This is a genomic window from Roseovarius sp. CH_XMU1461 (assembly GCF_037027165.1).
GTDB lineage: Bacteria > Pseudomonadota > Alphaproteobacteria > Rhodobacterales > Rhodobacteraceae > Roseovarius > Roseovarius nubinhibens.
This window is the reverse complement of sequence record NZ_JAYMDV010000001.1, coordinates 393941-417486: the sequence shown is the minus strand read 5'-3', so window position 1 is coordinate 417486 and position 23546 is coordinate 393941. Positions and strand designations below refer to the sequence as shown.

Annotated in this window: 20 protein-coding genes; 8 read left to right on the top strand and 12 right to left on the bottom strand. The window is 63.1% G+C overall.

Annotated features, from left to right (window positions below; genetic code table 11):
• Window positions 1-5: 5 nt before the first annotated feature.
• The 8 genes from bhcC to WA237_RS01995 form a co-directional block, all read right to left on the bottom strand.
• Complete coding sequence (bhcC, locus tag WA237_RS02030; protein WP_336096486.1) at window positions 6-1169, bottom strand: 3-hydroxy-D-aspartate aldolase BhcC; 1164 nt, start codon at window positions 1167-1169, stop codon at window positions 6-8.
• A 29-nt stretch (window positions 1170-1198) separates the two neighbouring features.
• The gene (gene bhcB / locus WA237_RS02025; protein WP_336096485.1) at window positions 1199-2164 is read right to left on the bottom strand and encodes a beta-hydroxyaspartate dehydratase BhcB; all 966 of its coding nucleotides are present in this window, start codon (window positions 2162-2164) and stop codon (window positions 1199-1201) included.
• Entirely contained in the window at window positions 2161-3354 is a 1194-nt protein-coding gene (bhcA, locus tag WA237_RS02020) for an L-aspartate--glyoxylate aminotransferase BhcA (protein ID WP_336096484.1), read from the bottom strand. The genes bhcB and bhcA overlap by 4 nt, the downstream gene beginning before the upstream one ends.
• Before the next feature lie 46 nt (window positions 3355-3400).
• Window positions 3401-6334 (bottom strand): FAD-binding and (Fe-S)-binding domain-containing protein, encoded by a 2934-nt coding sequence (locus WA237_RS02015; RefSeq protein WP_336096483.1) that lies wholly within the window; start codon window positions 6332-6334, stop codon window positions 3401-3403.
• Between the two features lie 86 nt (window positions 6335-6420).
• Window positions 6421-7953, bottom strand: a complete 1533-nt coding sequence (locus WA237_RS02010) for a tripartite tricarboxylate transporter permease (protein WP_246557539.1) — start codon at window positions 7951-7953, stop codon at window positions 6421-6423.
• A gap of 22 nt (window positions 7954-7975) precedes the next feature.
• Complete coding sequence (locus WA237_RS02005; protein ID WP_336096482.1) at window positions 7976-8479, bottom strand: tripartite tricarboxylate transporter TctB family protein; 504 nt, start codon at window positions 8477-8479, stop codon at window positions 7976-7978.
• Window positions 8480-8535: 56 nt separating this feature from the next.
• Window positions 8536-9489, bottom strand: a complete 954-nt coding sequence (locus tag WA237_RS02000; RefSeq protein WP_336096481.1) for a Bug family tripartite tricarboxylate transporter substrate binding protein — start codon at window positions 9487-9489, stop codon at window positions 8536-8538.
• Between the two features lie 106 nt (window positions 9490-9595).
• Window positions 9596-10783, bottom strand: a complete 1188-nt coding sequence (locus tag WA237_RS01995) for a pyridoxal-phosphate-dependent aminotransferase family protein (protein ID WP_336096480.1) — start codon at window positions 10781-10783, stop codon at window positions 9596-9598.
• Window positions 10784-10998: 215 nt separating this feature from the next.
• On the opposite strand from WA237_RS01995, the gene WA237_RS01990 reads away from it, so the two are divergent.
• The 8 genes from WA237_RS01990 (at window position 10999) to WA237_RS01955 (ending at window position 18890) form a co-directional block, all read left to right on the top strand.
• Window positions 10999-11721: a GntR family transcriptional regulator gene (locus tag WA237_RS01990; RefSeq protein WP_336096479.1), complete on the top strand. Its 723-nt coding sequence runs from the start codon at window positions 10999-11001 to the stop codon at window positions 11719-11721.
• Window positions 11722-11795: 74 nt separating this feature from the next.
• Window positions 11796-12530 (top strand): fumarylacetoacetate hydrolase family protein, encoded by a 735-nt coding sequence (locus WA237_RS01985; protein WP_336096478.1) that lies wholly within the window; start codon window positions 11796-11798, stop codon window positions 12528-12530.
• 261 nt (window positions 12531-12791) lie between these two features.
• Window positions 12792-13889 carry an ABC transporter ATP-binding protein gene (locus WA237_RS01980; protein ID WP_336096477.1) on the top strand — a complete coding sequence of 366 codons (1098 nt, stop codon included), beginning with the start codon at window positions 12792-12794 and terminating at the stop codon, window positions 13887-13889.
• Window positions 13889-14818, top strand: a complete 930-nt coding sequence (locus WA237_RS01975; protein ID WP_009812818.1) for an ABC transporter permease — start codon at window positions 13889-13891, stop codon at window positions 14816-14818. The genes WA237_RS01980 and WA237_RS01975 overlap by 1 nt, the downstream gene beginning before the upstream one ends.
• Window positions 14818-15624 carry an ABC transporter permease gene (locus tag WA237_RS01970; protein WP_336096476.1) on the top strand — a complete coding sequence of 269 codons (807 nt, stop codon included), beginning with the start codon at window positions 14818-14820 and terminating at the stop codon, window positions 15622-15624. The genes WA237_RS01975 and WA237_RS01970 overlap by 1 nt, the downstream gene beginning before the upstream one ends.
• A 27-nt stretch (window positions 15625-15651) precedes the next feature.
• Complete coding sequence (locus WA237_RS01965) at window positions 15652-16692, top strand: extracellular solute-binding protein (protein WP_336096475.1); 1041 nt, start codon at window positions 15652-15654, stop codon at window positions 16690-16692.
• A 142-nt stretch (window positions 16693-16834) separates the two neighbouring features.
• Window positions 16835-17845, top strand: coding sequence for a GDP-mannose 4,6-dehydratase (locus WA237_RS01960; protein WP_336096474.1), 1011 nt, complete (start codon window positions 16835-16837; stop codon window positions 17843-17845).
• 121 nt (window positions 17846-17966) lie between these two features.
• Window positions 17967-18890, top strand: coding sequence for a sulfite exporter TauE/SafE family protein (locus tag WA237_RS01955; RefSeq protein ID WP_009812814.1), 924 nt, complete (start codon window positions 17967-17969; stop codon window positions 18888-18890).
• A gap of 73 nt (window positions 18891-18963) precedes the next feature.
• Here WA237_RS01955 and betC read toward each other — a convergent pair whose 3' ends face one another.
• The 4 genes from betC to proX all read right to left on the bottom strand — a co-directional run bounded on the left by betC (window position 18964) and on the right by proX (window position 23460).
• Window positions 18964-20457, bottom strand: a complete 1494-nt coding sequence (gene betC, locus WA237_RS01950; RefSeq protein ID WP_336096473.1) for a choline-sulfatase — start codon at window positions 20455-20457, stop codon at window positions 18964-18966.
• Window positions 20454-21380, bottom strand: coding sequence for an ABC transporter permease subunit (locus WA237_RS01945; RefSeq protein WP_336096472.1), 927 nt, complete (start codon window positions 21378-21380; stop codon window positions 20454-20456). Before WA237_RS01945 ends, betC begins: the two co-directional genes overlap by 4 nt.
• 9 nt (window positions 21381-21389) lie before the next feature.
• Window positions 21390-22409 carry a quaternary amine ABC transporter ATP-binding protein gene (locus WA237_RS01940; protein ID WP_336096471.1) on the bottom strand — a complete coding sequence of 340 codons (1020 nt, stop codon included), beginning with the start codon at window positions 22407-22409 and terminating at the stop codon, window positions 21390-21392.
• A gap of 61 nt (window positions 22410-22470) precedes the next feature.
• On the bottom strand, window positions 22471-23460 hold the full coding sequence (proX, locus tag WA237_RS01935; protein ID WP_336096470.1) for a glycine betaine/L-proline ABC transporter substrate-binding protein ProX: 990 nt from the start codon (window positions 23458-23460) through the stop codon (window positions 22471-22473).
• Window positions 23461-23546: the final 86 nt, after the last annotated feature.

The window sequence follows — 23546 nt, the reverse complement described above, 5'->3', positions numbered from 1 at the left end:
AGGGGTTAGTAGGCGCGGCCGCGGGCCGAGACCGGCCAGACGGTTTCGACCTTGCCGTTGCGGACGCCGACATACCAGTCATGGACATTGGCGGTGGGGTCGCAATGGCCGGGCACGAGGCGCAGCTTCTCGCCGACCTTGAGCACGCCCTTGGGGTCCGCGATCACGCCATGTTCGTCGGAACATTTGATATATTCGACATCGTCGCGGCCATAGACCACCGGCAGGCCGGAATCGACGGATTGCGCCTTGAGGCCGGCGTCGCAGATGGCCTTGTCCGCCTTGGCGTGGCTCATCACCTGGGTGAGCAGGAAGAAGGCGTTTTCCCATTCGCCCTGGTCGATGCGCTTGCCATCGGCGTCGAGGATGCGGCCATAATCGGCGTCCATGAAGGCGTAGGAGCCGCATTGCAGCTCGTTATAGACGCCCGAGTTCGATTCGAAATAGTAAGAGCCGGTGCCGCCGCCGGAGACCAGTTCGCAGCTGAGGCCCTCGGCCTTGAGCCCGTCGACGGCGTCCTGGACCATGGCGATGGCTACGTCGAGTTTCTCCTTGCGGGCCTCATAGCTGTCGATGTGCTGCATCGCGCCTTGATAGGCCTGAATGCCGGAAAAGCGCAGGGCGGGGGCGGCGTCGACGGCTTTGGCGATGTCGATCACCGCCTCGGTGGTGACCACGCCGCAGCGGCCCGCGCCGCAGTCGATCTCGATGAAGATGTCGAGCGTGGTGCCGTGTTTCTGCGCGGCCTCCGAGAGTTCGGCCACGTTGTCGATGTCGTCGACGCAGACGATGACGCGGGCGCTGAATTTCGGCAGCTGCGCGAGGCGGTCGATCTTGGCCGGGTCGCGGACCTGGTTCGAGACGAGAATGTCCTTGATGCCGCCACGGGCAAAGACCTCGGCCTCGGAGACCTTTTGGCAGCAGACGCCGACCGCGCCGCCGAGCTCGTGCTGGAGCTTGGCCACGTCGACGGATTTGTGCATCTTGCCATGCACGCGGTGGCGCATGCCGTGGGATTTGGCGTAATCGCCCATCTTCTTGATGTTGCGTTCGAGCGCGTCAAGATCGAGCACGAGGCAGGGCGTCTGAATGTCGGCCTCGTCCATGCCCGGTTTCGCGGGGATGTCGTAGCCCACGTCATATTGGGCGAAATCCATAGTATCTTTCATATCATAGCTCCTTGTGAATGCGATGGGGGTCAGGCCAGCCAGGGCAGGCGATCGAGATCGACATTGCCGCCGGTGACGATGAGGCCGATGCGTTTGCCGCGAAACGCCTCGGGGTTTTTGAGGATGATGGCGAGGGGGACTGCGCTCGACGGTTCCATCACGATGCGCAGGTGTTTCCAGATCAGTTTCATCGCGTCGATGATGTCCGCGTCAGACGCGGTGTAGATCTCGGACACGTGGTTCGAGACGAAATGCCATGTCAGATCCTTGAGCGGCACCAGCAGCCCGTCGGCGATGGTTTTCGGCGCGTCATCGGCGATGATGTGACCGGCCTTGAAGCTGCGATAGGCGTCGTCGGCCTGTTCGGGTTCGGCGGCGATGACCTGACAATCGGGGGCGAGGGTGGCGAGCGTCAGGCAGGTGCCGGAGATCATGCCGCCACCGCCGATGGGCGCCACCACCATGTCGAGCCCGTCGGTCTGTTCCATCAGCTCCTTGGCGCAGGTGCCCTGACCGGCGATGACGCGCGGATCATTATAGGGGTGGACGAAATCGCCGCCGGTCTCGGACTGGACACGGGCGAAGGTCGCCTCGCGCGAGGAGGTCGAGGGCTCGCATTCGGTAATCTTGCCGCCGTAGCGGCGGACGGTGTCCTTTTTGGCCTGGGGCGCGGTGCGGGGCATCACCACATTGCAGGGGATGCCGCGCAGCATGGCGGCATAGCTCAGACAGGAGGCATGGTTGCCGGAGGAATGGGTGGCGACGCCCTGTTTGGCCTGATCGTCGGTCAGGCCGAAGACCGCATTGGCAGCGCCGCGCACCTTGAAGGCGCCGGGTTCCTGGAAGTTCTCGCATTTGAAGAAGAGCGACGCGCCGGTCAGCTCGTTGAGATATTGCGAGACCCGCACCGGGGTCCGCCGGATATGGGGGGCGATGCGCATATGGGCGGCGAGCATGTCGTCATAGGTCGGGATGATCATCTCGTGCTTGGTCATTCGGCGGCCTCTCTTGCCTGGGGTGTTTGGGATTTGCGGTAGACATCCTGCGCGGCGGCGACCCCGGAGCCGGGCCGGATGCCGAGGCCGAGATCGGCCATGCACATTTCGAGCGTGGCGAGGCCGGAGAGCATCATCACGTCGGTCAGGCTGCCCAGATGGCCGATGCGGAAGGCCTTGCCGGACAATTGGCCGAGGCCGACGCCGAAGGCCACGCCGTAATCGGCGGCCGCGCGGCGCACGATCTCGGTGGCGTCGACGCCCTCGGGGGTGCGCACCGCGCTCACCGTGTCGGAATAGAGGTCGGGCGTGGCGGCGCAGAGCGGCAGGCCCCAGGCGGCGACGGCGGCGCGCACCCCATCGGCAATGCGGCGGTGGCGGGCGAAGACGTTGTCGAGCCCTTCGTCGAGCAGCATCTTGGTCGAGAGGTTGAGCCCGTTGAGCAGCCCGACCAGTGGCGTATAGGGGTAGGCCGCGTTGTCATAGGCGCGTTTCATGTCGCGGATGTCGAAGAAGGCGCGGGGCAGGGTGGCGGTCTCGGCGGCGGCCATGGCCTTGGGGCTCAGCCCGAGGATGGCGAGCCCGGCGGGCAGCATGAAGCCCTTTTGCGAGCCCGAGACGGCGATGTCGACGCCCCAGTCGTCGAACCGGAAATCCATCGAGCCGATGGAGGACACGCCGTCGACAAAGAGGAGCGCGGGATGGCCGGCGGCGTCCATCGCCCGGCGCACGGCGGATATGTCGGAGCGGACGCCGGTGGCGGTCTCGTTATGGGTGGCGAGCACGGCCTTGATCTTATGCGCCTTGTCGGCACTCAGGATCTCTTCGAACCGGTCGGCGGGGATGCCTTCGCCCCAGGGGGTTTCGACGATTTCGACGGTGAGCCCATGGCGCTGGCACATGTCGATCCAGCGCTGGCTGAACATGCCGTTGCGGGCGGCGAGCACCGTGTCGCCGGGGGCCAGCGTGTTGGTCAGGGCGGTTTCCCAGCCGCCGGTGCCGGTGGAGGGGAAAATGAGGATCTCGGCGTCGCGGCTTTTCAGCACCTGTTGGACGCCGGCGCGGGCGGGGCGCAGGATGTCCCCGAAGAGCGGCGACCGGTGGTCGACCGTCGGCATGTCGCAGGCCTTGCGGAGAACCTCGGGGAGGTTGGTGGGGCCAGGGATGAATGTCGGATTTTGCAGGCTCATGACGAAAGCTCCCGAAATGAAGCGGTGGAAAGGGATGCGATAAATCTCATGTCAGAAACGCCTCCAGCAGGCGGGCGACATGGATCGCCTCGCGGCCAGAGCCGTCGTGGATCTGGTGGCGGCAGCTGGTGCCATCGGCGACGATGAGCGCGTCGGGGCCGGCGTCGCGGACGGCGGGCAGCAGCGAAGCCTCGGCCATTTTCATCGAGATGTCGTAGTTCTCGGCCGCATAGCCAAAGGCCCCGGACATGCCGCAGCAGGAGCTTTCGATCATGCGGACCTCGAGACCGGGCACTTGGCGCAGGATCGTTTCGACCGCGCCCATGGCGCCAAAGGCCTTTTGGTGGCAATGGCCGTGGACATGGGCCACCGTGCCTGCGGCATCGCGCAGGGGCAGGGTGCGGGCGAACCGGTCCATGTCCTGAGCCAGCAGCTCCTCGAAGAGCAGGGTCTTGTCCTTGATGAAATCCGTCTGGGACGCGGGCAGCAGCGCGGTCATCTCGTCGCGGAAGGTGAAGAGGCAGGAGGGTTCCAGCCCGACGACGCGGGCCCCGGCCTCGATGAAGGGGCGCAGGGTGGTGAGGGTGCGGGTCAGTTCCGCGCGGGCGGCGTCGGTCTGACCGGAGGCGAGATAGGTCCGGCCACAGCACATTGGGCGGCGCGAGCCGCTGACCTCGACCCGGTGCAGGCGGTAGCCCGCGGCGGTCAGGACGCGTTCGGCGGCCTCGAGGTTTTCGCGCTCGAAATAGCGGTTGAACGTGTCGCCAAAGAGCACGAGATCGCGGCCATCATTGCGCAGATCGCTGGGCGTGGCTGGCGTGCCGGGCTGCGACCAGGGGCGGCGCCATTGCGGCAGGGTGCGTTTCGCCGAGAAGCCGAGGAGGCGCTCGGAGAGCTTGGCAAGCGGGGCGATCTTGTCGCGCAGGTTCAAGAGCGGCGACAGTTTCGAGGCGACAGCCGCATAGCGCGGCATATGCGCGATCAGCCGGTCGCGCATCGGCAGTCCGTGGCGCTTGTGATAATGGTGGAGCACTTCGATCTTCATCCGGGCCATGTCGACGCCGGTGGGGCAGTCGCGCTTGCAGCCTTTGCAGGAGACGCAGAGATCGAGGGTTTCCTTCATCTCCTTGGAGGTGATGGCGTCGGGGCCGAGCTGGCCGGAAATGGCCAGGCGCAGGGTGTTGGCGCGGCCGCGGGTCAGGTGCTGTTCGTCGCGGGTGGCGCGGTAGGAGGGGCACATGGTGCCGCCCGACAGTTTGCGGCAGGTGCCGTTGTTGTTGCACATCTCGACCGCGCCGCCAAAGCCGCCCCAGTCGGACCAGTCGAGCGCCGGTTCGGCGGGCAGGGCGGTTTTGTAATCGGGTTTGAACCGCATCAGGGCGCGGTCATCCATGCGCAGGGGGCGGACGATCTTGCCGGGGTTCAGGCGGTTGTCGGGATCGAAGCGATCCTTGACCGCCTCAAAAGCGCGGGTCAGCTCAGCGCCGAAAAGAGGCTCGATATATTCCGAGCGCGAGATGCCGTCGCCATGTTCGCCGGAGAAGGAGCCTTTGTAGCGCTTGACCAGATCGGCGGTCTCATCGGCGATGCTGCGCATGACGCGCACGCCCTCTTCGGTCTTCATGTTGAGGATCGGGCGGACATGCAGACAGCCGACCGAGGCATGGGCATACCAGGTGCCACGGGTGTTGTGACGCGAGAAAATCTCGGTCACGCCGTCGGTGTAATCGGCGAGATGTTCCAGCGGCACGGCGCAGTCTTCGATGAAGGAGACGGGTTTGCCTTCGGCTTTCATCGACATCATGATGTTGAGACAGGCTTCGCGGACGCTCCAGACCGCCTTTTGCCGATGCGGTTCGATCACCTCGACCACCGCATCGGGAAAGCCGTGATCAGCCATGCAGTGATCGAGCCGTTTGAGGTCGGTCTTGAGGCTGTCGAGATCGTCGCCGGCAAATTCGCAGAGCAGCAGGCAATTGGGCGTGCCCTTGGTGATGTCGTCGATGGTGCGGACAAAGGCCGGGATGTCGGCCCCCATCACCAGCACGTTGTTGTCGACCAGTTCCACCGCGACAGGGTTGAGCGCCACCAGATGCTGGGTCGTGGCCATGGCCGAGCGGAAATCGGGGAAATGGCAGACCCCCATCACCCGATGGGCGGGCAGCGGCGAGAGCTGGAGCGAGACCGAGGTGCTGATCGCGAGCGTGCCCTCGGAGCCGACCAGCAGATGCGAGAGGTTCGGCGCGGCGGGCAGCAGTTCGTCGAGATTGTAGCCGCCGACGCGGCGTTGCAGTTTCGGGAAATTGGCCTCGATGAGATCGCGGTGGCTGTCGGCGAGCTCGATCAGCCCGCCCATGATCTCGCGCATGCGGGGCGAGGCATGGTCGGCGAGGGGTGCTGCGTCGAGGCGGAAGCCTTCGCCATCATGCAAGAGGCCTTCCATGGCGAGCACATTGTCGGCGGTCTTGCCAAAGCGCAGCGACCGCGCGCCCGAGGAGTTGTTGCCGCACATGCCGCCGATGGTGCAGCGTGAGGCGGTCGAGGGTTCGACCGGGAAGAAGAGACCGTCCTGGCGCAGCCGGTCGTTCATCGTGTTGAGAACCATACCGGGACGTACAGTGATCCGCCGCGCCTCGGGGTCGTAGTCCTGCACCGCGTTGAAATGGCGCGACATGTCGAGGATGAGACCGTGCCCGATGGGCTGGCCGTTTTGCGATGTGCCGCCGCCCCGGGCGATCACCGGCACGTCATGGTCGGCGGCGATGGTCAGCGCCGCCTCGATGTCGGCCACGGTTTTGGGGAAGGCGACGCCCCGCGGGATGATCTGATAGATGGAGGCGTCCGTCGCGTAGCGACCGCGCGTGAACAGGCCGAAATCGACCTCGCCTTCGAGGGATTTGGTCAGGGCGGCCTCGAAGGCCTGGGCGCGGTTGACGGCCTGTGCGGCGGGCGGGGTGCGGTTCAGATTTGGAGCGTTCATCGGATGGGTCTTTCTCGATCATCTGGGCAAGGCACCGGGCGGGTGGGCCCTTGGGGTGCCTTGCTAAGAGGGGGGGGTGCCGGGGCTTAGGCCGGGTCGGTCTGGGCCTTGGCCTCTGCCTCGGTCACCGGCTTGGGCGTGGCGTTGCGGGCGCGGAACTGCCCCCAGAGACCATAGGCCAGCGACAGGGCCGACAGGGCGAGAAGCGTGCCGGCGATGGGGCGGCTCACCAAGGTCATCAGGTCGTAATCCGCGAGGATCAGGCCCTGACGCAGGCTCACTTCGGCGATCGGGCCGAGCACCAGCCCGATGATGAAGCTCGCCACCGGCAGGCCGAAGCTCTTGAGGAAGAAGCCGACGGCGCCGAAGGTGAGCATGATCACCACATCGAAGACGTTGTTGTTGAGCGCGAAGACGCCGGTCATGCAGAGCACGACGATGGCCGGGCCGACGAGCGGGTAGGGCGCGCGCAGCACGAGGGCAAAGACGCGGGCGGCGCGCAGGCCGAAGACCAGCATCAGGATATTGGCGAGCATCATGCCGATGAACACCGAATAGACGAGGTCGGAGTTGTTCTGCATCAGCATCGGGCCGGGCACGATGCCATGGATCGTCAGCCCGCCGATCATCACGGCGGTGGTGGCCGAGCCGGGGATGCCGAGGGCGAGCAGCGGGATCATCGAGCCGCCCACCGCCGAGTTGTTGCCGGATTCGGGCGCGGCGATGCCTTCGGCCGAGCCTTTGCCGAAGAGCTCGGGGTGTTTGGACCAGCGGAAGGCTTCGGAATAGCTGATGAAGGCGGCGGTGGTGGCGCCAACGCCGGGCAGGGCGCCGATGATCGTGCCGATGACCGACGAGCGCAGCAAGGTGGCCTTGGTCGCGAGGAATTCGGCGAGGCTCGGGAGCTTGGTTGAGACCTCGGTCATGGCGTTGGCTTCGGTCGGGCCGTCGGCAAAGCGTTGGATCACTTCAGCGAGGGCGAAGATGCCGATGATGGCGCCGATGAAGCTCACCCCGGTGAGGAGCATCGGGTTGCCAAAGTTGAAGCGCGCGATCCCGGTCAGCGGGTCGAGGCCAACGGTGGCGACGGCGAGGCCGAGCAGCCCGGCGATCAGGCCTTTGACCAGTGAGCCGCCGCCGATGGAGGCGATGGCGGTAATGCCGAGCACGGCGAGGGCGAAGTACTCCGCCGGGCCAAACTCGAGCGCCAGCCGGGCGAGGGGCGGGGCCGCGAACATCAGCACCAAGGTGCCGAAGATGCCGCCGACCGCCGAGGCGGCAAGGGCGATGCCGAGGGCTTTGCCCGCTTCGCCGCGTTTCGCCATCGGATAGCCGTCGAGCGAGGTACAGGCCGCTTCGGGAGAGCCGGGGGTGTTGAAGAGGATGGCGGATATCGAGCCGCCGAAGGTCGAGCCGACATAGACGCCGCCGAGCAGCAGCATGCCCTCGATCGGGTCAAAGGCGAAGGTGAAGGGGATCAGAAGGGCGACCCCGACGATGCCGGTGAGGCCGGGGATCGAGCCGAACATGATGCCCCAGGCGACACTGAAGACAATCAGGACAAAGCACATGGGGTTGCCGAGCATATACCCGGCGGCGGAAGCGAACGCGTCTAGCATTTTAGGTCTCCGGGGCTGCGGCTCAGAAGAGCGATTGGCTGAGGTCGTAGAAAATCCCTTCGCCACGGGGCAGAGGCAGGGAGAGGGCGTAGCTGAAGAAGAGGGCGAGCATCACGGTGAAGAGCGGCGCGAAGAGCAGCTTGGCCAGGAGGTTGCGGTAGGGCAGGACCCAGGCCGCGGCCCAGAGAAAGATCACGGTGGCAAAGAGAAAGCCGATTTGATTCAGGGCGAAGAAATAGCCCAGAACCAGCGCCGAGATCAGGCCGAGCCGCAGGTAGTAGCCTTGGGCCTTGCCCGTGCCGGTGGCCTCGGTTTCGGCCTGCGCCTTGAGCGCCTTGGACACGGCCTTGATCATCTGGATGGCGCAGCAGATGGCCAGCGCGCCAAAGACGATCTTGGGCCAGAGATCCGAATCCACCTGGGCGTAGCGTTTCGACGTTGGCAGGGCGTCGGCGTTGAACCAGAGCGCGATGGATGCCAGTGTCAGTCCTAGAAATACAATGATTTCCGATAGTTTACTTATCATTTTTCCCTCCCCGATTGGTCTGCGGCCCGCCGATGGGCGGACCGCATCGCGCGTGCTCAGTAGCCAAGATCTTTCATGATCTTCGAGAAGGCTTCGGTCTCGCTATCCATGAAGGCTTTGAATTCATCCGGGCCGAGGAATTCAGAGCGGTATTGCAGCGCGCTCTGGGTTTCGACCTCTTTGTAGCCGGGGTCTTCATAAGCGGCTTGGAAGAGTTCGATCAGCTTGGCGATGATCTCTGGGTCGGTGTCCGGGCGGATGCCAAAGCCGCGCCAGCGGCCAAGGGTCACGTCATAGCCGTTTTCCTTGGCGGTGGGCACCTCGGGCAGTTCCGGCAGGCGTTCATCCGAGAAGAGCACGAGCGGCACCAGATCACCGGATTCGATGAGGCCACAGGTGGGACCGTATTCCTCATACATCAGGTCGATGTGACCACCGAGCGTGTTGGAGACCATTTCGGCAGCACCGAAAGGCACGGTTTCCAGCTCGATCCCGGCCTCTGCGTTGAACTGGCCGACGAGCGCATCGTCGAACCCTGCCGAGCCGGTGACGCCGACCTTGAGCCCGCCGGGGTTTTCCTTGGCGGCGGCGAGAATGTCGTCGAGCGATTTGAGCGGGCTGTCCTTGGAGGTCAGCAGCATGCCTTGGTCATATTGGATGCGGACCAGCGGGTAGACCGACGAGAGGTCGATGCGGCCCAGAGCGTGGTTGATCACGTCATCGGGGCTCAGCGAGACCAGGGTATAGCCATTGGCCGGGCGCTGCAGGAAGGACACATAGGCGGGAACACCGCCGCCGCCCTTGATCGAGATCGGCACGACGCTTTGGCCGGTCGCCTCTTGCATCGGTTCGCCGATGGCACGGATAAAGCGATCGGTGCCGCCGCCGGGGCCGTATTGGTGGATGATCTCAACGGTGCGGTCCGGGTAATCCCCGGCGATGGCCGTGGTGATCGACAGAGCGAGCGCCATGGTCGCCCCGCCGAGTGCCTTGAAATTCATTATTGTCATGTCTTCCTCCCTGTTTGAATGCGCGACCACCGCTCTCCTCTGCGGTGGCCGATGAAGCCCGGCCAAATGTCAGTGGCCGGAATGCGATCTCGCCCTTGGGGCGAAATTATTCGGCCGCGACCGTGTCGAACTGGGTCGTCTCCAGAACGGCCATGGCGGCGGCAACCCCGCCTTCGGTATGCGGCACACCGGATTTGCGCAGGCCGAGCTCGACCCCGGTCAAGGTGCCGGCGAGGGTCAGATCGTTGAAATCGCCCAAGTGACCGATGCGGAACACGCGATCCGCCACTTTCGACAGCCCGTTGCCGAGCGAAATGTCGTAATGCTGCAAGGTGGTGGCGCGGAAGGCGTCGGCGCTATGGCCTTCGGGCATGAGCACGGCGGTGAGCACGCCGCTTTCCTGTCCCTGTTGGCGGCAGAGCACTTCGAGCCCCCAGTGACGCACGGCGCTGCGGGTGGCGGCACCATGGCGCTGGTGGCGGGCGAAGACATTGTCGAGCCCTTCCTCGTGCAGCATGGCGATGGCTTCGTTCAGCCCGTAGAGCATGTTGGTGCCGGGGGTGTAGGGGAAGTAGCCCGAGCCGTTGATGGCATCCATGTCCTGCCAGTCCCAATAGGAGCGGCGCATGCCGCCGGTCTTGGACAACTCAAACGCCTTGTCGCTGACGGCGTTGAAGGACAGGCCGGGGGGCAGCATCAGCCCCTTTTGCGAGCCGGAGACCGCGACATCGACGCCCCAAGCGTCAAACTGAAAGTCGATCGAGGCGAGGCCCGAGATCGTGTCGACCATCAAAAGCGCCGGGTGACCGGCGGCATCGATGGCGCGGCGCACTTCGGCAATCGGCGAGACCGAACCGGTGGAGGTTTCGTTATGGACGACGCAGACGGCCTTGATCTCGTGGCCGGTGTCTTGGCGCAGGCGGGTCTCGATCCGGTCGGCATCGGCGCCGCTGCGCCAGTCGCCTTCGATGAACTCGGCATCGATGCCAAGTTTCGAGGCCATTTTCTTCCACTGGGTGGCGAAATGGCCGGTTTCATACATCACGACCTTGTCGCCCTCGGCGAGCGTGTTGACCAGCGCGGCCTCCCAGGCGCCGGTCCCCGACGAGGGGTAGATGAAAACGCGCTGCTTGGTCTTGAAGATGGTCTTCATCCCCGCGATGGCCGTGAGGCCGACCTCGGCGAAATCCGGGCCGCGATGGTCCATCGTCTGTTTCGAGATGGCGCGCAGCACGCGGCCTGGCACGGGGCTTGGCCCCGGGATCTGTAGAAAATGGCGCCCTGCCTTGTGCATTGTGTTCTCCTCCGGTTTCGACGGTGCCGCTGTTCGGGCCGTCAGGTCTTAGAATCTCGTGTTTGAATAATGAATGCATTTTGAGTCGCCATCTGTCAACTGACAAGAATTGCCCTTATTTACAGGGTTATAGTGTTCTTGATTGAAGGGGAGTCCCGGTTTATAGTGAATGCAAAATGAGTTTTGAACGCATTATCAAGTGGGCGGAGGTGGCGATGACCCCGGAAGATCAGACGAGTTCCCTGAGCGATGGCAAGGGTGAGGTTTTTCGGCGGCGGTCGCTGCATGAAGAGCTCACCGAGGCGATCCGGGAATTGATCGTGGTCGGTGATCTGCTGCCCGGGACGCGGGTGCCGGAAAAGGAGCTCTGTGCGCTCTATAGCGTGTCGCGCACGCCGCTGCGCGAGGCGCTCAAGGTGTTGGCGATTGACGGGCTGGTGAATCTCGAGCCCAACCGTGGGGCCTGGGTCAGCAAGATCACCAAGGAGGATATCGACGATGTGTTCCCGGTGATGGGGGCCTTGGAGGCGCTGTCGGGGGAGCTTGCGTGCAAGCATATTTCGGATGCGGAGATCGGCAATGTGCGGCGGCTGCATCGTGAGATGCTCAAGTATTTCGAGCAGCGGGACCTTGAGGGCTATTTCGCGGTGAACCAGCAGATCCATGAGGCGATCCTCAGCGCGGCGCGGAACAAGACGTTGACGGCGCAGTATAATTCGCTGGCGGCGCGGGTCAGGCGGGCGCGCTATGTGGCGAATATGACTATGGACCGCTGGACCCAGGCGACCGAGGAGCATGAGCAGATCATGACCTTTCTCGAGCGGCGCGATGGGGCGAGGCTCTCGGCTATTCTCAAGAAGCATCTGGAGAACAAGCTCGAGACCGTGCGGCAATGGCTCGATGACAATGAAGAGGCGGAGGACGCCAAGGCCCCGTGAGGGCAGCGCTGTCTGATGTTGTGACCATAGGGGCCGCCCGGTGGGGCGGCTGAACTCAATTTGATGGACCATATATGACCCGACCCGATGAGATCCGAGCGCTGGCGCAGTCTTTGATGACGGCGCGGCAAACTGGCCTGCCCGTGACGTTTCAGGCGTCCGAGGCGTTCAGCTATGAGGCGGCGTTGCAGGTGCAGCGTCTTGTGCAAGAGGAGCTTGGGGCGGTGTCCGGGTTCAAGGTCGGGCGCTATGAGCCCGGGCGGCCGATCATCGCGCCGATCCCCGAGGTCTATACCTATGCGGCGGGGGCGGCGGTGCCGTTCAAAGGCTCTATCGGTGTCGAGCTGGAGATCGGGTTTCGCCTGAACCGGGAGCTGGCGGGCTATGAGCGGAGCCGGGTTGCGGAGTATTTCACGCCCTATGTGGTGATGGAGCTGGTGACCTCCCGGATTGCCGAGCCGCTGGGCCATCCGCTGCACAAGCTGGCGGATATGCAGGCCGGGTATGGGCTGGTGATCGGCAGTGAGGTGACGGATTGGGCGGGGGATGATGTCCACTCGGTCGAGGTGTCGCTTGTCGCCAATGGGGAGCCATTGGTGCAGGGCGAGGTGGCGCTGCCCAATGGGTCGGCGCTGACCTCGCTCGAGATGGCGATCGAGGGCGTGGGCGACCATGCCAGCGGGTTGCAGCCGGGACAGATGGTGATCACCGGCACGCTCACCGGGATCGAGATGTTTGACGCGAGCACGCAGGTTCGGGCGGAGATTTCCGGGCTGGGCAATGTCGCGTTCGATCTGTCGAAAGCCTAGTCGGCCACGGTCCCGGGGCGGGCTTGTCCCAAAATTCAGGCCCTCTGCACAAATTTGCATCACAGCTCTTCAGCCTCGCTCGCAAAGGTTCAGCTTTGGCCAGCGGGCTGACTGATTAGCCTCTGCCTAAGGACCAGTAAGGTAACGCGTTCTTCGCATGTGACGAAACCGGACTTAGTGTTTTCCGGTGCGATGGCGCTTTGCTTGGGCAGGGCGCCGGGGCGTGGCAGAGGTGGCCAGAAGGCGGGCCGCAGGAAAGGGATGCAAGTGACAGACGACCGGATCAACGCGATTGACATACGAAATGCCGTGAAGCGCTATGGCGATTTCACCGCGCTCAAAACGATCTCGCTGTCGATCCGCGACAACGAGTTTTTCACGCTGCTGGGGCCGTCGGGCTGTGGCAAGACCACGCTTTTGCGGATGATCGCCGGGTTCGAGGATGTGACCGAGGGCGAGATTTTCCTCTTTGGCGACGAGATCGAGAAGCTGCCGCCGAACCGGCGACCGATCAACACGGTGTTTCAGAACTACGCGCTGTTTCCGATGATGACGATTCTCGACAATGTGGCCTTTGGCCTCGAGATGAAGGGCGAGAGCAAGGCGGCGGCGCGCAAGCGGGCGGGCGAGATGCTCGAACTGGTGCAGCTGTCGCAGTTTTCCAGCCGCAAGCCCTCGCAATTGTCGGGCGGGCAGCAGCAGCGGGTGGCGCTGGCGCGGGCGCTGGCCCCGAGCCCCAAGGTTCTGTTGCTGGATGAGCCGCTGTCGGCGCTCGATCTCAAGCTGCGGCAGGCGATGCGGTTCGAGCTCAAGGAATTGCAGCGCGAGACGGGAATCACCTTTATTTTCGTGACCCATGACCAGGAAGAGGCGCTCACCATGTCGGACCGGATCGCGGTCATGTCGGCGGGCGAGCTGCAGCAACTGGGCGATGCGCGCGATATCTACGAGCGGCCAAGCAATATGTTCGTGGCGGATTTCATCGGCGAGACCAACCTTCTCGAGGTTGAGGTCGACGCGGTGGAGGCGGGCCGGGCGCAGGTGCATCTCGGCGGGGGGCATCAGCTCAGCGTGGATGCGGTCGAGGGTGTCGGCAAAGGCGCCAAGGTGCATATGTCGGTGCGGCCCGAGCGGCTCTATCTCTCGGAAGGGGCGGAAGGGCCCGAGAGCCTCGCTGGTCGGGTGCGGGCCAATATGTTCGTGGGCACCGATATTCAGACGCTTCTCGATCTGGATGGCGGCGTGCAGATTTCGGTGCGCAGTTCCAATTCGGAGCGCGGCAACAAACGGGTGTTCGAGCCCGGCCAGATCGCCCATATCAACATGGAGCAGGGGGCCGCGCGCCTCCTGGCGGATTGATGGCGGGGGGAGCGGCCAGCGGCGGCAGCGCCCGCACCGACACCTATCGCGAGGCGCGGCATTGGCTGCTGCTGCCGTCCTGGGTGGTGTTGATCTTTCTCATCCTGATCCCGGTTCTGATGATGCTCGTCTATTCCTTCCTGACGAAGGAATTCCGCGGCGGGGTGATCTGGGAATTCAGCCTCGACGCCTATGATCAGTTCTTCTTTAATCGGGGCCTGTTTGGCGACGAGCCGCCGAGCATCGAATGGACCTATATCACGATCTTCTGGCGCTCGATCTGGCAGGCGGGGGCGGCGACGATCCTCAGCCTCGTGATCGGCTTTCCGACCGCCTATTTCATCGCCACGCGGCCCGAGAAGGTACGGCCGATGTGGGTGTTTCTCATCACCATCCCCTATTGGGTGAACCTGCTCATCCGGACGGTGTCGATGAAGTTTGTGCTGCGCGATCAGGGGCCATTGAATGATTTCCTGCTCTGGACCGGGCTGATCGACAGCCCGCTGCATATCGTGAACACGAATTTCGCGGTGCAGCTTGGCCTCTTCTACAGCTACCTGCCGTTCATGGTGCTGCCGATCTATGCCAGCGTCGAGCGCTATAATTTCGCGCTGAGCGAGGCGGCGTCGGATCTCTATGCGGGCAAATGGGTCACGCTGCGGCGCATCCTGTTGCCGGCGGTCAAGCCGGGGGTGATCGCGGGCTGTATCCTTGTCTTTGTGCCGTCGCTGGGCAGTTTCCTTGCGCCGGATCTTCTGGGCGGGGCCAAGAATTTCATGATCGGGTCGCTCATTGAGGAACAGTTCAAGGGCAATGCGGGCAACTGGCCCTTTGGGGCGGCGGCGTCGATGATCCTGCTCAGCATGGTGCTGATCATTCTGATCGTCTTTGCCCGTCAGCAGGCCCGGGCCGAGAAGGGGGGCGCGTGATGGGGCGGCGTTTCGACATCAAACATGTGCCGGGGTTCCTGCCGGTGACGATCCTGTGCCTCGTGGTGCTCTACGCGCCGCTTCTGGTGGTGACAATCTATTCGCTCAACGACAGCAATTCGATCACCAATTGGGAAGGGGTGAGCCTGCGCTGGTACGCGGATGTGTTCACCGGGCCGGAGGCGGAGAAGTTCAAGCTTGCGGCGTGGAACAGTTTCACCATCGCCATCATTGCCGCGACGGTGTCGACCACCATCGCCACGCTGGCGGCGACCGCCATGGTGCGTGGCGGGCGGTTCCGGCTGCGCACGGTGAGCTTTGGCCTCATCTCGATGCCGCTCATGGTGCCCGAGATCGTGACGGCGGTGGCGACGCTCATCTTTTTCAACTCGATCGGGTTCACCCGGGGCTATAGTTCGATCCTGCTGGCGCATATCGCGTTCTGCATCCCCTTTGCCTATATGCCCATCGCGGCGCGGATGCAGGGGATCGAGGACAGCTATGAGCAGGCGGCGCTCGATCTCTATGCGACCAAGCGGCAGGCCTTCACCCGCATCCTTTTGCCGATGATGGTGCCGGGGATCATCTCGGGCTATCTTCTGGCCTTCATCATCAGCCTCGACGATTTCATCATCACCAATTTCGTCAAAGGGGCCGGGATCGAGACCCTGCCGACGGCGATTTTCGGATCGGTGAAACAGGGGATCAAGCCGAATATCATGGCGATTTCCACCATGCTTCTGGCGCTGTCGATCCTGATGGTCACGATTTCCTATTTCGTCAGCAAGAGCGACAAGAAGACCTGAACCAACGTATAAAACAGGGAGTAAGACATGAAACATCTGACACAATTCACCGCGGCGGCGGCCATGGCGCTGGCGCTTGGGGCGCAGGCGGCGCAGGCCGAAGGCAAGGTCGTCGTCTATCACTGGTTCGAATATATGCCGGCCGAGCTTCTGGAGAAGTTCACCGAAGAGACCGGCATCGAAGTGGTGATGGACACGTTCGACAGCAACGAGGCGCTTTTGGCGTCGCTCAAGGCCGGGGCGATTGGCACCTATGACGTGGCGGTGCCGGGCGATTACATGGTCAAGATCATGGCCGGTGAGGGGATGCTCGACACCATCGCCGAGGGCGAGCTCGCCAATAAGGGCAACATTCAGGAAGAATGGGCCGATCCGAGCTTTGACCCCGGTCGTCAGCATTCGATCCCCTATCAGTGGGGGTCCACCAGCTTCATGGTGAACCGCGACGTCTATAAGGGCGATATCAACACCACCGATATCCTGTTCAACCCGCCGGCGGAGCTCTCGGGCAAGATCAACATGCTCGACAGTCAGGGCGAAGTGATCGCCATGGCGTCGCTGCATATGGGCATTCCGCAATGTTCGACGGATCGCGAGCAGCTCAAGGCGCTGAACGCGATGCTGCAAGAGGCCAAGCAGCACTGGGCGTCGTTCAACAGTGACACGGCGAAAGAGGTGCTGGTGTCCGGCGATGCGGCGGTGGGCCAGATCTATGACGGGTTCGGTGCCAAGGCGCGTCAGGAAGGGGCCAATGTGGAATATGCCTTCCCGAAAGAGGGCTATGTGGTCTGGATGGACAATGTCGTGCTCTTGAAGGATGCGCCGAACCGCGACAATGCGCTCAAGTTCATGGACTTCCTGCTCGAGCCCGAGAATATCGCGGCGGTGACCAACTATGCGCGCTACAGCTCGGGCGTGGTGGGCACCAAGGAGTTCCTCGATCCCGAACTCTCGACCCAGCCCGAGAGCAACCCGCCCGCCGAGGCCGGCAAAGGCGCGTTCATCGAGGTCTGTGACGAGGAAACCCAGAAGGTCTATGACCAGATCTGGACCAACCTGAAGAAATAAGCGCCGTCAGGCAGCGATTGAGAGGCCGTGGGAGAGATCCTGCGGCCTTTTGCGTGGGCCTCCCCTTGCATCAGAGCGGGGCTTGGGGGATGTCAGAGGTATGGGGCCGCAGCCCCGGCAGTTGTGGTAAGAGAGGTATGGCATGGCGCAGCGCAAGGTCTTGATCACCGGTACGGCGGGGTTCATCGGGTTTCATCTGGCGCAGCTGTTGCTCGACGAGGGGTTCGTCGTTCAGGGCTATGACGGGATGACGGATTATTATGACGTGACGCTCAAGGAGCGGCGGCATGCGATCCTCAACCAGAACAAGGCTTTCAGCGCCTGCGAAGGCATGCTCGAAGATCAGGCGCGGTTTGACGCGGTGGTGGATGAGTTTGCCCCCGATGTGATCGTGCATCTCGCGGCGCAGGCGGGGGTGCGCTATAGCCTCGAGAACCCGCGCGCCTATATCGAGAGCAATGTCGTCGGCACGTTCAACGTGATGGAGGCGGCGCGGCGGCATAAGGTGGATCATCTGCTGATGGCCTCGACCTCGTCGGTCTATGGCGCCAATGAAGAGATGCCCTTTGCCGAGACCCACAAGGCCGACACGCCGCTCACCATCTATGCCGCGAGCAAGAAGGCCAATGAGGCGATGGGCCATTCCTATGCCCATCTCTATGATCTGCCGACCACGATGTTCCGGTTCTTTACCGTCTATGGCCCCTGGGGGCGGCCCGATATGGCGCCTTACAAGTTCACCAAGGGCATTCTCGATGGCAGCACGATCGACATTTACAACAATGGCGATATGTGGCGCGATTTCACCTATGTGACCGATCTGGTGCGCGGCATTCGCGGGCTGATCGATGCGGTGCCGGGCGGCGAGGAGACCCGCGTCGCAGGCGATAGCCTGTCGCCCGCCGCGCCCTACCGTGTGGTCAATATCGGCAATTCCGACAAGGTGCGGCTGATGGATTTCATCGAGGCCATCGAGGCCGCCGCCGGGCGCAAGGCGGTGCGCAACTACATGCCGATGCAGACCGGCGACGTCTATGCCACCTATGCCGATGCCGAGCTGTTGAAAGCGCTCACCGGCTACCGCCCCCAGACCGATATCCGCGACGGCATGGCGCGCTTTGTGGCCTGGTATCGGGAGTATTACGGGGTGTGATCGCGTGCCGGTCCATCCTGTGGTCATGCAGGGCCGCAAGGGTGGTCAGCGTGGACGTTTCGTGACAAGAGACGGGCACGCGCGTTTGCGCGTTGATCACGATCAGACATAGGCGAGTGCCATGCAAATCTATCTTCCGATCGCTGAAGTGTCCGTCAACGGGCCGCTTTTGTTGTCGATCGGATTGATGGTCGGGTTGTTGTCGGGGATCTTTGGTGTGGGCGGCGGGTTTTTGATCACGCCGCTTTTGTTTTTCATCGGCATCCCGCCGGCGGTGGCGGTGGCGACCTCGGCCAATCAGATCGTGGCCGCGTCTTTTTCCGCCATTCTCGCGCATCTGCGGCGGCGGACGGTGGATATTCCCATGGGGCTGGCCTTGATGATTGGCGGGCTTCTGGGCTCGACCGTGGGGATTTACATCTTCAACCTGCTGCGGTCTCTGGGGCAGGTCGATCTCTTGGTGAACCTGTTTTATGTGGTTTTCCTGGGGCTCATCGGGGCGCTCATGTTCATCGAGAGTCTCAGCGCGCTGCGCAAGGCGCAAAAGCAGGGGCCGCAGACACGGCGCAAGCGGACGCGGCGGGATTGGGTGCATGCGATGCCGTTTCGGGTGCGGTTTCGCGCCTCGGGGCTCTATATTTCGGTCATTCCGCCGCTGCTGGTCGGGTTTTTCGTCGGCGTGCTGTCGGCGATCATGGGGGTCGGGGGCGGTTTTGCCGTGGTGCCGGCGATGATCTATGTGCTCGGGATGCCGACCAAGGTGGTGGTCGGGACCTCGCTGTTCCAGATCCTGTTCGTGTCGGCCTATACGACGATGATGCACGCCTATAGCAGCCAATCGGTGGACAGCGTCCTCGCCGTTTTGTTGATCGTGGGCGGCGTGATCGGGGCGCAGATCGGGGCGCGGATCGGTCTCTTGCTGCGGGCCGAGCAGCTGCGCATCCTGCTGGCGATGATCGTGCTGGCGGTCTGCTGCAAGCTCGGGCTCGATCTGGTGCTGCCGCCGTCGAATGTTTTTTCGGTGACGGCTGTTCTGGCGCAGTGAGGGCGTGCCCGGGCGCGGGCGCTGTCCTGTGATGTCCGGCCCCAAGGGGTGCGTCGGGGCCGGAGTTAAGGGCTTAGATATAGTCGAAAGCCCATTCATTGTAGCCCTGTTCGCCGCGATACCAGATGACCTTGCTGTTTTCGTCCTCATCATGGTTCCAGAGGCGTTTGGTGCCTTGGTTCATGGCGGCGCGGACCAGGATGCGACGTTGCTGGCTTAGCTTGATGTCGCGGATCAGGGTCTCTTCATTCCATTTTTGGCGAAGCTCGTCGCGGAAGCGGGCGAGGGTCTCGGCCAGATCGGGCGCGCCGGCAAGGTTGCTGCGCTCCTCTGGGTCGGTCTCGAGGTTAAAGAGCATCTCGCCGTCTTCGGAAGAGGCGATGTATTTATACGCGCCGCGACGGATCATGAAGATCGGGACCGGGGTGCCCTCGGCGAGGTATTCGGCATAGACGGCGCGTGTCGGCGCGGGGTTGCCGCGATCGATCAGCGAGAGAAGATCGGTGCCTTCGAGCGGCTCGGCCTCGGCGGGGGCCTCGGCAATCGCGTTGAAGGTCGGCACGAGATCGACGAGCGAGGTCAGTTCGCGCACCCGTTGCGGTGACATCCAGGGCGCCGAGATGATCAGCGGCACGCGCAGCGATTTTTCGTAGAAATGTTTCTTGAACCACATGCCGCGCTCGCCCAGCATTTCGCCATGGTCCGAGGTGAAGACGATGAGCGTCTTGTCTTCGGCCCCAGTGGCGCGGAGCGCATCTAGTACCCGCGCCATGAGGCTGTCGATATAGCTGATCGAGCCGTAATAGGCGCGGATGGCGCGGCGCACGTCATCGTCGCTGAACTGGATGCCGAGCATGCCGAAATCCTTGAGCAGGCGCACGGCGTGGGGGTCGTGCTCTTCTTCGGGCAGGGCGGGGACGCGCGGCAGGGGGATGTCGCAGTCCTCGTAGAGATCCCAGAATTCCTTGCGGCAGAGATAGGGTTCATGCGGGTGCGTGTAGGAGACCTGCAGGAAGAACGGGCGGTCGTCGTCGTTGCGGGCCATGTCATAGATATGCTGGACCGCTTTGAAGGTGACCTCTTCGTCATAGTCGATCTGAACCGAGCGTTCGCAGATGCCGGCGATACGCACTGCGCGGGGATCGTTGGTGTCGCGTTTGCCTTCGTTGCCCCAGTTCGGCACCCAGGCGAAATCGCCGGGGTAGAGGTCTGCGGTCAGGCGTTTTTCAAAGCCGTGGAACTGATCCGGGCCGATGAAATGCATCTTGCCAGAGAGCGCCGTTTGATAGCCTGCGGCGCGGAGGAAATGCGCGTAGGTGGGAATTTCGGCCGAAAACTCGGCGGCATTGTCATAGGCGCCGACATGCGAAGCGAGCTGACCGGTGGCCATGGAAAACCGCGAGGGGGCGCAGAGCGGGAAGTTGCAATAGGCGTTTTCAAAGACCACGCCCTTGTCCGCCAGAGCGTCGATATTGGGCGCGTGACAGATGTTGTCGCCATAGGCCCGGAGCGCAGAGGCGGTCAGTTGGTCGACTTGGAAGAAGAGGATATTGGGCCGATCGGTCACTTGTTGCCGCCTTTCGTGAAGAGAGAGTAGAAGAGCCCCGCGGGGCCGGTCTGATACCATCTGAGATGGCCGCGGTCGCGCGAGGAGATGCCAAAGCTTTGCGACACGCGGTCGATGACGATGGCGAGGAAGACGATGCCGAGCCCGCCGACGGTGGCGATCCCCATGTCGAGGCGGCCAATGCCGCGCAGCACCATCTGACCCAGGCCGGTGACAGAGATCATCGAGGAAACGACCACCATGGAGAGGGCCATCATGATGGTCTGGTTCACGCCAGCCATGATGGTCGGCATGGCGAGGGGCAGTTCGACCTTGATCAGGGTTTGCCGCCGTGTGGCGCCAAAGGCGCGGGCGGCTTCGACCATGTCTTCGCGCACCTGCCGGATGCCGAGATTGGTCAGTCGGACCACGGGCGGCAGGGCATAGATGAAGGTGACGATGACGCCCGAGACATTGCCGATGGAGAACAGCATCACGATGGGCACGAGATAGACGAAGGAGGGGATCGTCTGCATCAGGTCGAGCAGCGGTTGCAGCACGAACCAGAAGCGGTCGTTGCGGGCCGCCCATATGCCGAGCGGAATGCCGATGAGGGCGCAGAAGACGACACAGGTCAGCACGATGGAGAGCGTGGTCATGCTGGCCTCCCACGCGCCCATCAGGCCGATGGCAGTCATGCAGGCGGCGGCGATGAGCCCGAGCTTGCGCCCGCCGGCCTGCCAGGAGATGAGCACGATCAGCGCGAGGATGAGCAGATCAGGCGCGCCGGTGAGCCCGTCTTCGAGCGCGGTGAGCACGATGTCGAAGGGCACTTTGATCGCCTGAAAGATAAAGCGGAAATGGGTCACGACCCATTGCAGCGCCATTTCCACCCAGTCGCCGACCGGCACCCATTCGGTGTCGAAAATGTTCCAGATATCCATGTCTGTCTCCTAGCCGCGCAGCGCGCCGAGCGCGGTTTTGATCGAAATCATCCCGACCGCAGTGCCGTCGGGATTTGCCACCGTGACGGGGGACTGATCGTCCATGAAGTGATCGATGATCTGGGCCAGCTCGGCATCAGGTGCGACCTGTTTGGAGGTAGGAGCGCGGCCTTCGAGCGGCTCCATCAGGCTCTCGGCGCGGACGAGATGCACGCGGCTGATGCCTTTGACGAACTCGGCGACATAGGCGTCGGAGGGATTGGTGACGATCTCTTCCGGGGTGCCGATCTGGACAATCTCGCCATCGTTCATGATCGCGATATGGTCGCCCATGCGGATCGCCTCGTCGAGGTCATGGGTGATGAAGAGCGTGGTCTTCTTGAGGTGGCGGGAGAGTTTCAGGAACTGATCCTGAAGCTGCCGCCGGATGAGCGGATCGAGCGCCGAGAACGGTTCGTCCATGAGCAGAATTTCGGGATCTGCCGCCAGCGCGCGGGCGAGGCCCACGCGTTGCTGCATGCCGCCGGAGAGCTGATCGGGGTAGTGATCGATCCAGCCGTCGAGATCCATCGCCGCCAGCGCCTTTTCGGCGGCGACGCGGCGCTCGGCGGGGCCGATGCCGCGGACCTCGAGGCCAAAGCCCACATTCTGTCCCAGCGTGCGATGCGGCCAGAGGGCCATGTGCTGAAACACCATGCCGATGGTTTCCGAGCGAAGTTGCAGCAGCGCTGCTTCGTCCATCGTGTCGACCCGGCGGCCCGCGACGTGGATTTCGCCAGAGGTCGGGTCGATCAGCCGGTTCACATGGCGCAGCAGGGTGGATTTGCCCGAGCCGGACAGGCCCATGATGCAGAAAATTTCGCCGCGCTGGACGTTGAAGCTGGCATTGCGGACGCCGAGCACGCAGTCATAGCGGTCGCGCACTTCGGCCTTGCTCAGATTGTCGGAGAGCACCGCCTGCATGGCCTCGTCGGCGCGGCGCCCGTAGATCTTCCACAGACCTCGGCATTCGATTTGGGGGTTTTCCATACCCGGACCTTTCGAGAAAAAGGGGCGCGACCGGGGTCGCGCCCGCCAGTCGCAGGGAGACTTACTTGGCCGCGGCCGTGGCTTCGGCGATCCAGCTGTCAAAGAGCTCTTGGTTCGCGGTGATCCAGTCGGCGGCGTGGCGTTCGAAATCCTCGACCGTGTTTTCGCCATCGCGGAGTTTGACCTGGGCGGCGTTGACCGCCGCGATCGGGATGTCGACCAGTTCAAAGAATTTCGCGGCGGCCGGATTGTCGGCGAGGAAGTCATTGTTGGCGACGATATAGACATCGTTGGAGGCAAAGCCGGGGTCGAACCCGTCGGCCTGCCGGGTCGGGCTGTCGTCGGAGGCGGGCACGCCGATCTGCACCACGTCGTCGCCGGGAACGAGCACATCGCTGATCCAGTTGGGTGTCCATGTGTAGTAGAAGATCGATCCGCCTTCGTTGTAGCGGGTGATCGTGTCGGCCATGATCGCGAAATAGCTGCCTTGGTCGTGCTGCACCGCGTCGCGCAGGTCGTAGGCGTCGAGATGATCCTCGATTGCGAGTTCGCAGCCCCAGCCGGGGTTGCAGCCCGAGAGGTTGGCGCGGCCATCGCCATCGCTGTCAAAGAGCGCGGTGATGGCGGGGTCCTTGAAATCCGCGATGGAGGTGATCCCATGGGCCTCGGCGGTGGCCTTGTCGATGTAATAGCCTTGGCCCGCGCCGGTGATCGCCGCCTTGACGCGGGTCATCACCGCGTCGCCGCCCGATTTCTCGAAGAAATCATCGTGCAGCGGTTTCCAGTTGTTGAAGGTGTAATCCGCGTCGCCCGAGGCCACGGCGAGATGCAGGGCCGGGAAATCCGCCTCGAGCGTCGGTTCGACCTCATAGCCAAGCGTTTCAAGCCCCTGCTCGACGATCTTGTGCTGAAACCAGGCATTGGCCGGGCTGCCCTTGATGGGCGACACGGTGACGCCTTGGCCCGGCAATTCGGCGGCTGTAGCCGGGGCGGCAGTGATCAGGCCGAGGCCGAGAACGGTGGATAGCGTAAGCGAGGTGATATGTTTCATGAGTGGCGGTCTCCCTAGTGTCGATCGATCATTGCCGGTCTTTTTCCAATTTTTCAGCAATTTTGGGTGAGTCTTGGTCATCTGTG

Excerpts from the sequence above, each read along its gene's own strand:
- WA237_RS01970 (WP_336096476.1), top strand. The coding sequence starts at position 14,818 with ATGGGGCGGCGTTTCGACATCAAACATGTGCCGGGGTTCCTGCCGGTG.
- WA237_RS01955 (WP_009812814.1), top strand. The coding sequence starts at position 17,967 with ATGCAAATCTATCTTCCGATCGCTGAAGTGTCCGTCAACGGGCCGCTT.
- bhcA (WP_336096484.1), bottom strand. The coding sequence starts at position 3,354 with ATGAGCCTGCAAAATCCGACATTCATCCCTGGCCCCACCAACCTCCCC.
- WA237_RS01975 (WP_009812818.1), top strand. The coding sequence starts at position 13,889 with ATGGCGGGGGGAGCGGCCAGCGGCGGCAGCGCCCGCACCGACACCTAT.
- bhcC (WP_336096486.1), bottom strand. The coding sequence starts at position 1,169 with ATGAAAGATACTATGGATTTCGCCCAATATGACGTGGGCTACGACATC.
- bhcB (WP_336096485.1), bottom strand. The coding sequence starts at position 2,164 with ATGACCAAGCACGAGATGATCATCCCGACCTATGACGACATGCTCGCC.
- WA237_RS02005 (WP_336096482.1), bottom strand. The coding sequence starts at position 8,479 with ATGATAAGTAAACTATCGGAAATCATTGTATTTCTAGGACTGACACTG.
- WA237_RS01940 (WP_336096471.1), bottom strand. The coding sequence starts at position 22,409 with ATGGAAAACCCCCAAATCGAATGCCGAGGTCTGTGGAAGATCTACGGG.
- WA237_RS02000 (WP_336096481.1), bottom strand. The coding sequence starts at position 9,489 with ATGACAATAATGAATTTCAAGGCACTCGGCGGGGCGACCATGGCGCTC.
- WA237_RS02015 (WP_336096483.1), bottom strand. The coding sequence starts at position 6,334 with ATGAACGCTCCAAATCTGAACCGCACCCCGCCCGCCGCACAGGCCGTC.
- WA237_RS01990 (WP_336096479.1), top strand. The coding sequence starts at position 10,999 with ATGACCCCGGAAGATCAGACGAGTTCCCTGAGCGATGGCAAGGGTGAG.
- WA237_RS01945 (WP_336096472.1), bottom strand. The coding sequence starts at position 21,380 with ATGGATATCTGGAACATTTTCGACACCGAATGGGTGCCGGTCGGCGAC.
- WA237_RS02010 (WP_246557539.1), bottom strand. The coding sequence starts at position 7,953 with ATGCTAGACGCGTTCGCTTCCGCCGCCGGGTATATGCTCGGCAACCCC.
- WA237_RS01995 (WP_336096480.1), bottom strand. The coding sequence starts at position 10,783 with ATGCACAAGGCAGGGCGCCATTTTCTACAGATCCCGGGGCCAAGCCCC.
- WA237_RS01960 (WP_336096474.1), top strand. The coding sequence starts at position 16,835 with ATGGCGCAGCGCAAGGTCTTGATCACCGGTACGGCGGGGTTCATCGGG.
- WA237_RS01980 (WP_336096477.1), top strand. The coding sequence starts at position 12,792 with ATGCAAGTGACAGACGACCGGATCAACGCGATTGACATACGAAATGCC.
- WA237_RS01985 (WP_336096478.1), top strand. The coding sequence starts at position 11,796 with ATGACCCGACCCGATGAGATCCGAGCGCTGGCGCAGTCTTTGATGACG.
- proX (WP_336096470.1), bottom strand. The coding sequence starts at position 23,460 with ATGAAACATATCACCTCGCTTACGCTATCCACCGTTCTCGGCCTCGGC.
- WA237_RS01965 (WP_336096475.1), top strand. The coding sequence starts at position 15,652 with ATGAAACATCTGACACAATTCACCGCGGCGGCGGCCATGGCGCTGGCG.